At 71.5% G+C, this 12,415-nt stretch carries 11 protein-coding genes; 1 reads left to right on the forward strand and 10 read right to left on the reverse strand.

What is annotated here, in order from left to right:
* Window positions 1–14: 14 nt before the first annotated feature.
* The 3 genes from egtD to Air01nite_RS06495 form a co-directional block, all read right to left on the reverse strand.
* Window positions 15–938 carry an L-histidine N(alpha)-methyltransferase gene (gene egtD / locus Air01nite_RS06485; protein ID WP_203700968.1) on the reverse strand — a complete coding sequence of 308 codons (924 nt, stop codon included), beginning with the start codon at window positions 936–938 and terminating at the stop codon, window positions 15–17.
* Complete coding sequence (gene egtB, locus Air01nite_RS06490) at window positions 938–2,179, reverse strand: ergothioneine biosynthesis protein EgtB (protein WP_275408184.1); 1,242 nt, start codon at window positions 2,177–2,179, stop codon at window positions 938–940. Before egtB ends, egtD begins: the two co-directional genes overlap by 1 nt.
* 163 nt (window positions 2,180–2,342) lie before the next feature.
* Entirely contained in the window at window positions 2,343–3,734 is a 1,392-nt protein-coding gene (locus Air01nite_RS06495; protein ID WP_203700972.1) for an FAD-binding oxidoreductase, read from the reverse strand.
* 113 nt (window positions 3,735–3,847) lie between these two features.
* Between Air01nite_RS06495 and Air01nite_RS06500 the strand changes: the two genes are divergently transcribed.
* Window positions 3,848–4,813 (forward strand): LysR family transcriptional regulator, encoded by a 966-nt coding sequence (locus Air01nite_RS06500; RefSeq protein WP_203700974.1) that lies wholly within the window; start codon window positions 3,848–3,850, stop codon window positions 4,811–4,813.
* 92 nt (window positions 4,814–4,905) lie between these two features.
* Here the strand turns inward: Air01nite_RS06500 and Air01nite_RS06505 are convergent, their stop codons facing one another.
* From Air01nite_RS06505 to Air01nite_RS06535, 7 genes are all read right to left on the reverse strand, one after another.
* On the reverse strand, window positions 4,906–5,637 hold the full coding sequence (locus Air01nite_RS06505) for a DUF3159 domain-containing protein (protein ID WP_239090537.1): 732 nt from the start codon (window positions 5,635–5,637) through the stop codon (window positions 4,906–4,908).
* A 252-nt stretch (window positions 5,638–5,889) separates the two neighbouring features.
* Window positions 5,890–7,974: a PQQ-dependent sugar dehydrogenase gene (locus Air01nite_RS06510; protein WP_203700976.1), complete on the reverse strand. Its 2,085-nt coding sequence runs from the start codon at window positions 7,972–7,974 to the stop codon at window positions 5,890–5,892.
* 35 nt (window positions 7,975–8,009) lie between these two features.
* The gene (locus Air01nite_RS06515) at window positions 8,010–8,963 is read right to left on the reverse strand and encodes a LamG-like jellyroll fold domain-containing protein (RefSeq protein ID WP_203700978.1); all 954 of its coding nucleotides are present in this window, start codon (window positions 8,961–8,963) and stop codon (window positions 8,010–8,012) included.
* Window positions 8,964–9,041: 78 nt separating this feature from the next.
* Window positions 9,042–9,776: an ABC transporter ATP-binding protein gene (locus tag Air01nite_RS06520; protein WP_239090538.1), complete on the reverse strand. Its 735-nt coding sequence runs from the start codon at window positions 9,774–9,776 to the stop codon at window positions 9,042–9,044.
* Complete coding sequence (locus tag Air01nite_RS06525) at window positions 9,769–10,491, reverse strand: ABC transporter ATP-binding protein (protein ID WP_203700981.1); 723 nt, start codon at window positions 10,489–10,491, stop codon at window positions 9,769–9,771. The genes Air01nite_RS06520 and Air01nite_RS06525 overlap by 8 nt, the downstream gene beginning before the upstream one ends.
* Complete coding sequence (locus Air01nite_RS06530; protein ID WP_239090539.1) at window positions 10,469–11,539, reverse strand: branched-chain amino acid ABC transporter permease; 1,071 nt, start codon at window positions 11,537–11,539, stop codon at window positions 10,469–10,471. Before Air01nite_RS06530 ends, Air01nite_RS06525 begins: the two co-directional genes overlap by 23 nt.
* The gene (locus Air01nite_RS06535) at window positions 11,523–12,410 is read right to left on the reverse strand and encodes a branched-chain amino acid ABC transporter permease (protein ID WP_203700983.1); all 888 of its coding nucleotides are present in this window, start codon (window positions 12,408–12,410) and stop codon (window positions 11,523–11,525) included. Before Air01nite_RS06535 ends, Air01nite_RS06530 begins: the two co-directional genes overlap by 17 nt.
* Window positions 12,411–12,415 lie beyond the last annotated feature (5 nt).

Consider the following 12,415-nt stretch of genomic DNA (forward strand, 5'->3'; position numbering starts at 1 on the left):
CGGACAGGCCAACGCTAGTGCGCCCTGGCCAAGGTCAACGAGAAGTCGCCGGCCGCGTCGGTCCACGTGCGCACCGGCGCGAACCCCGCCGTGACCAGCTCAGCGTGGAGGTCGGGCACCCGGAACTTGACGCTGATCTCGGTGAGCATGCCGTCGCCGGCGGGCAGTTTCCAGTCGCGGCCCAGCGCGTGGAACCGGGCCGTCACGTCCCGGCGGGCCCGCAACCACATCTCGATGCGGTGCCGTTCGGGATCCCAGCGCACGGCGTGCTGGAAGTCGTCGACGTAGAGCCCCTCGGCGTCCAGCGTCGCCCGCAGCACCTCGATCAGGTTGCGGTTGAACTCGGCGGTGACCCCGACGCTGTCGTCGTACGCGGCGAGCAGCCGCGACGGCGCCTTGACCAGGTCGGCGCCGAGCAGGAAATGGTCGCCGGGCGCGAGCGCGGCCCGCTGCCGGGCCAGGAAGGTGGCCCGCTGCGCGTCGTCGAAGTTGCCGATGGTGCCGCCGAGGAACAGCACCAGGCGTGCGCCCGAGCGGCCCGGGAACGACGGCGGCTCGGCGAAGTCGGCGACCACCGGCTCGACGGTCGTGTGTGGATAGTCGCGGGCGATCGCCGCCGCCGCCTCGGCGAGCACGACGCCGCTCACGTCGACCGGCACGAAGTGGCGGGCGGCGCACGCGTCGAGCAGGATCCGGGTCTTGGTGGACATCCCCGCGCCCAGCTCGACCACCGTCTCCGCCGCGGCCAGGCGGGCGATCTCGGCCGCGTGCGCGCGCAGGATCTCGGTCTCCCGCCGCGTCGGGTAGTACTCGGGCAGCCGCGTGATCTCGTCGAACAGGCGGCTGCCCCGCTCGTCGTAGAACCACCGCGCCGGCAACGACGGCGGCGACGCCCACAGCCCGGCGAGCGCGTCGCCCGCCAGCCCGCCGCCGCTCATCAGGCGGCGCTCCGGGCCAGCCGCAACCCGCTGAACGCCCACCGGGAGCGGGCCGGGAAGAAGTTGCGGTAGGTGATCCGCTCGTGCCCCGGCGGCGTCGCGGCGCCGGCGCCGCGCAGGACGTGCTGGTCCGACATGAACTTCCCGTTGTACTCGCCGACGGCACCCGGTGCCGCCGCGAAGCCGGGGTAGGGCAGGTACGCCGACGCGGTCCACTCCCACACGTCGCCGACCATGGCCGAGCCGGCGCGGCCGGGATGCACCCGGTCCGGGTCGAGCAACTGGCCGCGGCGCTCGGCGCGGTGGGTCGCGGCCGTCTCCCACTCGAACTCGGTGGGCAGGCGGGCGCCGGCCCAGCGGGCGAACGCGTCGGCCTCGTAGAACGAGACGTGACAGACGGGCTCGCCCGGCACCACCGGCCGCCGGCCGGACAGCGTGTAGGTGGTCCACTGGCCGTCGACCTGCTGCCAGTAGCCGGGGGCGCGCCAGCCCTCGGCGTTGATCGTCGCCCAGCCGTCCGACAGCCACAGGCCGGGCTGGTCGTACCCGCCGTCGGCCATGAACTCGAGCCAGTCGCCCACGGTGACCGCACGCTCGGCGATCTCGAAGTCCGACAGCAGGACCTGGTGGCGCGGTCCTTCGTTGTCGAACGCGAACCCTCGCCCGTCGTGCCCGATTTCGACGATCCCGCCGGGCACCCGCGACCACGCCTGCGGCGCGGCCGGGCTCTGGTCGTCGGCTGGCCGCTCGACGTAGACCGGCCCGAAGGGGTGGATGGAGAACAGATGCTTGATGTCCATCACCAGCAGCTCCTGGTGCTGCTGCTCGTGGTGGGTGCCCAGCTCGATCAGCCGCTGGGCCGGCTCGCCCAGCCGTCCGCCGTCCAGCGCCCGCACCACGGCCTCGTCGACATAGGACCGGTACCGTCCGATGTCGACGATCCCCGGCCGGGTCACGAGCCCGCGCTGCGGGCGCGGATGCCGGGGGCCGACCGCCTCGTAGTAGGAGTTGAACAGGTAGCGGTAGCTCGGGTCGAACTCGGTGTAGTCCGGGTCCGCGCGCAGGACGAACTCCTCGAAGAACCACGTCGTGTGCGCCCGGTGCCACTTGGTCGGGCTGGTGTCGGGCATGGACTGCGCGGTCTGGTCCTCCGCCGACAGGCGCGCCGCCAGGGCGTCGGTCATGCGGCGGACATCGAGGAAGCGCTGAACAAGATCACGAGTATCGATGGCTAGCGTCATGGCAAGGCCCTCCTCGGCTGCCTTCTGTGTCCCGTGACGGATCGTCACGCGTGTCCGGCGGCTCCGGAGGGCCGCAGCGGTGTCGCAAAGATGTAGTTGGCGCCTTTCAGGTTAGCTCGCCGACCTGGACCAAACGAAAAAATCCTCAGATTCTGGACGCCGGTCAGCCCGCAGGCGGGATGTTCAGGTTCACGCGGAACAGGTTGGCCGGGTCGTAGACGCTCTTGATCCGGGCCAGCCGGGCGTACGCGTCGGGCTCGTAGCCCCGCCGCGCGCCGTCGGGCCGCATGTCGTAGACGGCCATGAAGTTGGCCATCGCGCTGCCGGTCGTCCACGGCTCCATCGCGTCGACGACGCTCGTCAGCGGCTGCCGGAAGGTCTCCACCGCGCCTGGCTCGCCGACGGCGCTCGCCTGGACTTGGTAGCCCGCGTCGCGGTGGCCGACCGCGTTGGCGACCCTTGGCGACCGGGCCAGCGCGCCGCCGAGCTGCCGGACCTCGATCACCTGCACCTGGGTGTCCACCGCCGGGCCGGCGGTGGCCAGCAGCGCGTCGGCGGCCTCGGCCGGGAAGTCCCGCAGCAGGGTCGTGGCCTCGTACCCGGGCAACGGGTCGACCGGGTCCGCGTGGATGGCGTCGATGCCGGTGAACGGCATCTCGGCCACCGTGTCGACGAGCCTCGGCGCGCTCGCCCGCAGGTCCGCGACGAGCCGTTCGCCGTCGGCGGCCGAGCCCAGGTAGGCCAGTCGCACGTGGACGGTGAAGCGGCCGCGCAGCGGCTCGGGCACGAAGTCCACCGGGGGCAGGCGCAGGAACGCGAGCGAGGTGGACAGCGCGTCCGGCGCCGCCGCAGTCAGCCGGCGGAACGCGTCCACGGCCTTCTCGGCGTGCTCGGCGGCGAAGTACATGCCTCCGCCGTACAGCCGGGTGATCGGCACCAGGTCGACGGTCAGCGAGGTGACCACGCCGAAGTTGCCCTTGCCGCCGCGGACCGCCCAGAACAGGTCGGGCTCGTGGTCCGCGTCGACCCGCCGCAGCTCGCCGTCGGCGGTGACGATCTCGAACGACCGCACGTGGTCGGCGGAGTAGCCGTAGGTGCGCCCCAGGGTCGGGCTGAGCCCGCCGCCGAGCGTGTAGCCGACCACGCCGACGTTGGGCGACGAGCCCGCCAGCGGCGCCAGACCCGCTTCGGCCGTGGCCTCGACCAGGTTCCGCGCCTCGACGCCCGCGCCGACGGTCGCCGCACGCGCCCCGGTGTCCACCGTGATGCCGTTCATCCGGCGCACGTTCACCATCACCGCGCCGTCCGAGTCGATCACCGCGCCGTGTCCCGTGGCGACCACCGCGACCGGGCGCCCGTGGCCGGCGGCGAACCGCACCGCGGCCCGCACGTCGCCGGCGGACGTGGCGCCGACCACGACGGCCGGTCGCTGCGCCTCGGACAGGTTCCAGGTGGCGGTCTCCGCGGCGTAGCCGTCCTCGCCGGGCAGCCACACCGGGCCGGCCACGCTGCGGGCCAGATCCGCCACGTCGTCTCGTACCGTGATGTCGGTCATCTCTTTCGAACCCCCGTTTGGTCTGACCGTTTCCGCGCAATGGTCGAGCCTCCGGCGCCGGCCGCCCACACAACTCCGGGATGGCGGCCATCGCGATCCGCGATAGTGAGGGAATGGAACTCCGACAGCTCGAATACTTCGTAGCCGTCGCGGAGGAAGGCACTTTCACCCAAGGAGCACATCGGGTACGCGTCGCGCAGTCGGCGGTTTCCGCGACGATCCGGAAGTTGGAGCGGGAACTGGGCTCGCCGCTGTTCAGCCGCAACACCACGACCGCGCTCACCGACGCGGGCCAGGCCCTGCTGCCCGAGGCGCGCGCGGTGCTCAGCTCGGCCGCCCACGCCCGCGACGCGGTGGCCCAGGTGCGCGGCGGCCTGCGCGGCACGGTGCGGGTGGGTTGCCCGGCCTCGTTCGGCACGGTGCAGGAGGCGCAGGAGGCGCTGCGCATCGACCTGCCGGCGATCCTCGGCCGGTTCCACGACACCCATCCGAGGGTGACGATCCGCCTGCGGGGCGCGCCACGCGGATCGGAGGGTCACCTGGCCGACGTGGCGGCCGGCGGGCTCGACCTCGCTCTCGTCGGCACCATCGACCGGCCACCCGGCATCCGCCTGCACGAGTTCGGGACCATGCGCTGGTACCTGGTCTGCTCGCGCTCCCACCGCCTGGCCGCGTCGCCGTCCGTGACACTGGCCGACCTCGAGCACGAGACGTTCGTGGACTTCCCGCAGGGTTGGGGCAGCCGCACGCTGGTCGACCGGGCGTTCGCCCGCGCGGGCATCGTCCGCGACGTGCCGTTCGAGGCCTCCGACCAGGCGGGCGCGCTGGGTCTGGTCCGCAACAACCTGGGCGTCGCGTTCCTGCCGCGCACGGGCAGCGAAAGCGCCGACACGTCGGTGATCGAGGTGGCGGGCGCCGCACTGGACCTCTCGGTTGGTCTGGCCACCCCGGCGGACCGCCCACCCTCACCGGCCACGGCGGCGCTGATCGACGCGATCCTCGACGCCGCAGCCCACCCCCGGGGGTGGGGTGGGCTGGGCTCGGGGGTTTCGGGGGGTGGGCCTGGCTCTGGGGGGTGAGCCAGGCCCCCGATCTGGTGAGCCGCCCTGGGGTGGGCTGGGCTCGGGGGGCGAGCCCGGCTCCCGGGGGAGAGCCGGGCTCGAGGTGGGTCTTACGCCGCGGCCAGGGCCGGGGTCATGGCCGGGACCTTGGGCCGGCCGAACCGGAAGCTGAGGTCGGGCATGCGGCGGATTGCCCGGATGCCCCAACCCGCGCAGATCGCGATCATGACGACGGTGAGCGTGGCGCTGAGGACGCCGCGGGACAGGACGGCCGCGTCGACACCCATCCGCAGGAACGCGATGCTCATGCCGGCGTCGACCAGGCGGCCGAGGCCCCACAGGGCGGCGGTCTGCACGAACACCTTCTGCAGCCCCGCGTGGTGGCGCAGGTGCAGCGGCAGCGCGACGAAGTCGCGGGCCAGGCGCCTGGTGATCGGCCGGCCGAGCAGGGCACTGCCGAGGAACAACGCCGCCATGAACACGGACGCGATCACCGGCTGGACGAAGTAGACCAAGGCGCTGGACAACGCCAGCGCGACCGACGCGCGGGCCACCATGGCGCCGGTGCAGACCAGCAGCGTGCCAGGGAGGTGGCGGCCCTTGATCCAGCGGATCGTCACCGTGAGCACCGACCACCCGATCACCGCCGCCAGCGCGGGCAGCAGGCCGGCGGTGTGCATCACCAGGTAGAGGATGCCCGTCGGGACAAGCGCGGTCTCGGCGAACAGGCGAGCGGCGCGGACCAACGCGGGCTTGATGGCGCCTAGCTCGATGACGTGGGGACCTGCGTCGTGGCTGATGGTGTCCAACTCCCAGAGGAGATCGTCCGGCGGATCACTCACGGTAGCCGGCCAACCTGAGATCGCATTCCTAGGAAGCGGTCAAATCCCTCGCATGCTGGCCTCGCCGGCGTAAACCGCCCAGGCCGCGGGACTGCCGAGCGGCGCATTTTGCCTGGTCAGGGGCCATATTCAGATTGTTCCGGTGGTGGCCGTCACGGGGCCGAAAGCCCTCACTCACGGTGAGGGGCCGGCTACCTACAGACCGTGACGGGCGCGGTGCGAGACCGCGCCCGTCCGTTCCCTGGCCCAGGATCAGGCCGCGGGAGTGCCCTTCACCTTCAGCTCACGCAGCCGGCCGATGTTGTCGAACGAGCCGAAGCCCACCCGACCCGAACCGAACGTGGTGTCCTTCGCGGTCATCAGCGGGTCCTTGACGCCGTCGATGTAGACCGCGATCTCGCCGGTCGCCGGCAGGTGCTTCACCCGCACCGTGTGCCACTTGGCGTCCACGATCGCCGGGTTGGCGCCGAGCGACCGCCCGTTCCACTGGTAGTCGATCCGCTCGCGGTCGGCGTTGTTGACCTTGAAGATGCCGTTGTGCGGGTAGATCGTGTTGTCCGTCGAGACGTGCGCGTAGTAGAACTCCGTGTCCGACCGGTAGCCGAACACGATGATCACGTCGCGGTTGCTGACCTCGACGGGCGTGTCGAGCCGCACCTCGGCGGTGACGTCCACGGCACCGAACACCGGGCCGGCGGTCAGCACCGCGTACTCGAAGGGCCGCCGCGGACCCGGCCGTGCCACACCGGCCTCGGCGAGGATGACCTGACCGTTCTCGAAGCGCCACTTCGACGGGGTGACCGGCGCCCAGTTGGTCGGGCGCATCGTGTCCCGCACGGAAACGTTGCCGGCGGCGCCGCTGGCGTACTCCCGCGTGCCCGTCACCTTCCAGATCCTGCCGTTGGCCTTCGCCAGGATGTAGAGCTCGCCCTGCGCGTCGGTGCCGAACCGCAGGTCGACCCGGTTGGGGTCGCCGGGCGCACCCGGGCCCGAGAGGTCCTGCATGCGCACCGGCGTGCCGGCCGCGTCGAACAGCGCCAGCCGGTGGATCGTCGCCGGCGTGCGGCCGCGGCGCATCTCGCTCGCCTCCGTGTACAGCACGCGGCCGTCGACCAGGTCGCCGAAGACGTACTTGCCGTGCAGCTTCGGCACGTCCCTGCCGCGGTAGACGAACCCGCCGGCCACCGCGACACCGACGTCCGAGGTGCAGTTCCAGCCCGGAGCGGGGTCATGGTCGTAAGCGGCCACCGGGTAGGTGTAGCCCGCGTCGTCGGCCGGCAGCGGGAAGATCTTGTCGCACGCGTTGGTCGACGTCTTGTCGAAGACGAAGGCGCCCTCGCGCTCGCTCCAGCCCATGTTGTCGCCGGCCCGCACCTCGTAGATCGCCTCGATGGCGTGCTCGCCGATGTGCCCGAGGTACATCCTGCCGGTGGCCCGGTCCCAGCTGAACCGGTGCGGGTCGCGGTAGCCGTAGGCGTAGACCTCACCGAGCTTGCCGGCCTGACCGACGAACGGGTTCGACGGCGGGATGCCGTACGCCCCGTTGGCCGCGTTGGTGCCCAGCGGGTCGATCCGCAGCAGCTTGCCGTGCGGGACCGCCAGGTTCTGCGGGTCGGTGTTGCGCACGCCGAGCCCACCGTCGCCGACGGCCAGATAGAGCATCCCGTAGTCGGCGTCACCGCGCCGCGCGGTCGGGTTGAAGTTGATCTCCTGGATGCCGTGCACCTGCCCGCCGAACCCCACGCGCAACACCTCACGCCGGCTGCCGGCGAACGTGCCGGCCGCCGGGTCGGTCGCGGTCCACTCGCTGATCACGCCGTGGAACAGCGTGCCGGTCTGCGCCCAGTCGGGCACCTCGGTCGTCAGCGAAGCCTGCTCGGTGTGGATGGTGTAGAACTTGCCGTTGCGCTTGAAGTCGGGATGGAACGCGACGTATCCGAAACCCTGACCGAGCCCCCGCCCGGAGAAGAACTGCGGCGCGAAGGTGGCGGCGACGTCGAGATAGACGTGCGGCACGCCGTCCTCGACGAAGTAGAGCTTGCCGTTGAGATCCGGCACGGCCCGGCGGCCGGACCCGTCCGGCAGCTCCATGATCGTGTTGATCCGGGCCTGCCGCATGAGCCGCATGTCGGTGGGCGCCGGCGTGGGGTCGCTCTTGGGGAACGAGGTGTACTCCTCGAGGACCAGCCCGAGCCGACTCTGCACCTGCGCGGTGGGCACAGGGTCGTAGATCGGTTCGGCGGCCTGAGCGGGCGCCCCGACGAGCAGCGAGAGGGCGAGGGTGGTGGCGGTGAGGGCGGCGGTGGTCAACGGTCTACGTCCGGTGGAGGTGCGCACGAAACTACTCCGTTCTCATGGGACGGCGGGGCGGGTCAGCGCCCACGGACCATGTGCCGGTACTGCTTCTCGACGTCGCGCGCCGAGACAACCGTGTCGAGGAACATCAGGGAGTCCATCCGGCAGTCGCACGGGTTCTGCTCACGGGTGTCCTGCGGGTAGCTCCCACCGATCTTGATGCCGCGTGGGTCCGACGCGGTGGTGACGTGTGGGCCCGGGCCGTTCACCAGCCACGGGTCGTCGGTGCGGGTGTAGAACCCGTCAAGGGGCTGACCATTCCTGTAGAGCGCCAGCGTGCCGTCGGCGAAGTTGAAGGTGGCTGCGAGGTGGACCCATTCACCGCGCGGCAGGACGGTCTGCCACGGCTGGTCCGCCGCGAACGTCTGTGAGTTGCCGCCGTCGATCCGCCGGCCGAGAGCGACCAGGCGCAGTTCGCCGTTGACGTCGATGAGCTCCAGCAGGGCCCGCACGCCGTGGCCGTCCGAGTCGCCGGTGAGCACGCCCGCGAGGCCGATCGCGTTGAACCGGTCGGCCGGGTCGGCGGTGTTGGAGTTCAGGGCCGGCGCGTCCATGTCCACTTTGAACCAACCCATCACGGTGGTACCCGCGACGGCGTTGAACGGGCGGAGGGTGCGCACACCGGGCTGGGCGTAGATGCCGGCCTTCCAGTCGTCGTTGCCGGCGAGCGCGGGCTCGACCTGGCGGGTCTGCAGAGCGTTGCCGCTGCCGCGGTACGCGCGCTCGCGCACCCGCATGTCGGCACCGCCGTTCACGAGGTCGATCTCGGTGCCGGACCGGCCCTGGTCGCGCTCCAGCGCGGCATCACCCTTGGCCGGGTGGTCGAAGTCGTAGTAGGCGACCAGATCGTCGCGCAGCGACGGGTGGACGTCGCGCGGCCCGTCGTTGCTGGCGGACGCGGGCATGGCGGCGGTGCCGGCCAGCAGGCCGGCGACGAGGACGGTGGCGGTGGCGAGGACGGCTTTCCGCATGGATGCCTCCTGGGGATGAGTTCGGCGGCATGGGTCGGGGCGGCGGGTGGCCGCCGGTGGGCGTGGGGCCGGTTGCCGCTAGTGCAGTGGCTCGGCGGGACGGCCGCCGAGGTAGAGGTCGGCCAGGGCTGGGTCGGCGAGCAGCTCGGCCGCCGGGCCGGAGATGTGCACGCGGCCGAGGTCGAGGACGCAGCCGATGTCGGCCGTTTCCAGGGCGCGGCGGGCGTTCTGCTCGACCAGCAGCACGGCCGTGCCGGCGTCGCGCATCCGGACGACCTGCTCGAACACCGTGCTGGTGGCCTTGGGGTCGAGGCCCATGGACGGCTCGTCGAGCAGCACCACCTTGGGGTCGACCATCAGTGAGCGGGCGAACTCGACCTGCTTCTGCTGGCCGCCGGAGAGCAGCCCGGCCAGCGTGGTCCACCGCTGCGCGACCACCGGGAACAGGTCACGGACGAAATCGCAGCGCCGGGCGACCCGCGCCTTGTCCTTGATGGTGTACGCGCCGAGGAGCACGTTCTCGGCCACGGTCATCTCGGCGAACACGCTGTGCCCTTGCAGCACGTGGGCGACGCCGCTGGCGAGCATCCGCTGTGGACCCTGGCCGGTGACGTCGACGCCGCCGACCCGGATCGCGCCGGACCGCGGCGCCAGCAGGCCGCTGGCCACCTTGAGGACCGTGGACTTGCCGGCGCCGTTGGGGCCGACCAGACAGACGATCGTGCCGGCGGGCACGGCGACGGACAGTCCACGTAGGACGGGAGCGGCGCGGCCGTAACCCGCCTGCACGTCGACGAGCTCGATCTCAGACACCAAGGTAGGCTCCCAACACGCGTTCGTCGGAGCGGATCGCCGCCGGCGGGCCCTCGGCGATCGGCCGGCCGCGGTCGAACACCACGATGTGGTCGCTGATGCTCATCACCAGGTCCATGTTGTGCTCGACGATGACGAACGTGCGGCCCTCGGCGTTGAGCTCCCGGACCAGGCCGCCGATCCGGTCGAGCAGCGCCGGGTTGACGCCGCCGGCCGGCTCGTCGAGCAGCACGGTCTCGGGCTCGCTCATCAACACGCCCGCCAGCTCCAGCAGCTTCTGCTGGCCCCATGACAGGTTGCGGGCCTCGGCGCCGGCCAGGTGCTCGATGCCGAGCTTGGTCAGCCAACCCCGGGCCCGGTCGACCTCGGCGCGTCCGCGGGCACCCCGGAACAGGTTGGCCGGCCTGGCCGCCGCGAGCACGTTGTCGAGCACCGTCATCCGCGGGAAGACCCGGCAGAGCTGGAACGTGCGGCCGATCCCGGCGCGGGCGATCGCGTGCGGCGCGCGGCGGGTGATGTCGGCGCCGCCGTACAACACCCGGCCGCTGTCGGGCCGGATCATCCCGGTGACGCAGTTGAAGAACGTCGTCTTGCCGGAGCCGTTGGGCCCGATCAGCGCGTTCACCTTGCCGTGCCGGAAGCTCACCGTGGTCTTGTCGAGCACGACGTTGCCGCCGAACGCCTTGGTCAGCTCAACCGTTTCGAGACTGCGCATGCTGTTCACCCCCGATGCGCTGCGCCGCCAGCTCGGCGGCCGTGACTTCGCGGATGGAGCTGTCGGTGGTGCGGTCGAGCCGGCGCAGAAGAGAGCCGAGCGCGGGCAGCACGCCGTCGGGCATGAACAGCACGACGAGCGCGAGCAGGACGCCGGTGGCCACCAGGTGCAGCGGCGTGTTGCCGAACTCGACCTTGAAGTATTCGAGGGCCACACCGACGACCAGGGCCCCGACCAGTGGCCCGAACAGGTTGCGGACGCCGCCGAGCAGCGCCATCAGCACCATGTAGGAACCGGTCAGGATCGAGAACTGGAAGATCGGGTCGAGGTCGCCGAACCAGAGCGCGTAGAGCCCGCCGGCCAGCCCGGTGAAGAACGCCGAGACCACGAAGACGACCAGCTTGTACGCGAACGTCGGCGTGCCCAACGCCTCGGCCTTGTCCTCGTCCTCCCGGATCGCCTTGAGGCCGAGCCCGAACCGCGAGCGGTCGATCAGCCACCAGACCAGCAGCGCGACCGCGAGCAGCGCGAGGAACAGGTAGAAGAACACCCGGTGGTGCTCGGGGCGCAGCATGCCCGGGAACGGGCGCGGCACGTTGAGCCCGCGCGAGCCGCCGGTGAACGACGCCCAGCTCTGGAACACCAGCAGGGTGACGAGCACCAGCGCGATCGAGACGATGACGAACGAGGCGCCGCGGACGCGCAGGGCCGCGTACCCGATCGGCACCGCCAACGCCGCCACCAGCAGTGCCGCCACCACCAGCGCGCCGAAGCTCGGCAGCCCGCCCTTGGTGACCAGCAGGCCGGTGCCGTAGGCGCCGAGACCGGCCAGGGCGCCGTGGCCGAGCGAGATGTAGCCGGTGAACCCGCCGACGAAGTTCCAGCTCGTCGAGAGCACCGCGTAGTTGAGCACCACGATGCCGACGGACAGGAGATAGGGATTGGGCGCGATCGACGGGTACGCGAGGGCGACCGCGGCGAACGCCACCAGCGCGACCCCACCGGCGGCCCGGCCCGGCGTCACGAGCCGCTCAGAAACGCTGGGCAAGGCGACCTCCGAAGAATCCCTGCGGCCGCACCGCGAGCGTGAGGAACAGCGCGATGTAGAACACCGTCTGCGCCCAGGTGGTGCCCAGCTCGATCTGCAACAGGCTCTGTGCCAGCCCGAGCACCATCGCCGCGGCGGCCGCGCCCGGCACGCTGCCCAGGCCGCCGACCACGATGATGGCCATCAGCGGCCCGATCCAGTGCCAGTGCAGCGACGGGTAGATGGTGGTGTCGAGCGACAGCGCCGTGCCGCCGATCGCCGCCGTGGCCAGCCCGAGCCCGAAACCGAAGCCGGCGACCCGGTCGGTGTCGATGCCGACGAGCCGGGCGGCGTCACGGTGCTGGATCGTCGCCCGCAGCGCCCACCCGAACGCGGTCTTCTTCATGACCAGGTAGAGCGAGAGCAGGGCGACCGCCGCGAGCCCGAACGCGATCAGCTTGACCACCGCGATCCGGGCACCGAACAGCTCGAGGCTCGCCGAGCCGTAGCCGAGCTGGATGCGCCGCTGCGTGCCCGAGAACACGTAGCCGAGCAGGCCCTCGATGACGACCGCGATCGCGAACGTGAGCAGCACCGACATCATCGTCAGGGTGACCGGCCGCAGCCGGGCGAGCAGCAGCCGTTGCAGCAGCACCCCGGCGGCGAAGAACAGCGGGACGGTCACGACCATCGACAGCAGCGGGTCGACGCCCAGCTCGGTGTGCGACCACCAGGCGAGATAGGCGGCCAGGATGAGGAACGCCGAGTGGGCGATCATCACGACCCGCATGATTCCGAAGTAGAGCGTCAGCCCCGCCGCCAGGAGGGCGTAGAGCCCTCCCAGCAGCAGGCCGAGGATGACGCTCTGGAAGAGCAGGGCGCCGGACGGCATTGCGC

The sequence above is a fragment of the Asanoa iriomotensis genome, from assembly GCF_016862515.1.
GTDB lineage: Bacteria > Actinomycetota > Actinomycetes > Mycobacteriales > Micromonosporaceae > Asanoa > Asanoa iriomotensis.

What these genes read in the sequence shown, in the direction of transcription:
- Air01nite_RS06535 (WP_203700983.1), bottom strand. Translation starts at nt 12,410, where the DNA reads ATGCCGTCCGGCGCCCTGCTCTTCCAGAGCGTCATCCTCGGCCTGCTG.
- egtB (WP_275408184.1), bottom strand. Translation starts at nt 2,179, where the DNA reads ATGACGCTAGCCATCGATACTCGTGATCTTGTTCAGCGCTTCCTCGAT.
- Air01nite_RS06525 (WP_203700981.1), bottom strand. Translation starts at nt 10,491, where the DNA reads ATGCGCAGTCTCGAAACGGTTGAGCTGACCAAGGCGTTCGGCGGCAAC.
- egtD (WP_203700968.1), bottom strand. Translation starts at nt 938, where the DNA reads ATGAGCGGCGGCGGGCTGGCGGGCGACGCGCTCGCCGGGCTGTGGGCG.
- Air01nite_RS06515 (WP_203700978.1), bottom strand. Translation starts at nt 8,963, where the DNA reads ATGCGGAAAGCCGTCCTCGCCACCGCCACCGTCCTCGTCGCCGGCCTG.
- Air01nite_RS06500 (WP_203700974.1), top strand. Translation starts at nt 3,848, where the DNA reads ATGGAACTCCGACAGCTCGAATACTTCGTAGCCGTCGCGGAGGAAGGC.
- Air01nite_RS06495 (WP_203700972.1), bottom strand. Translation starts at nt 3,734, where the DNA reads ATGACCGACATCACGGTACGAGACGACGTGGCGGATCTGGCCCGCAGC.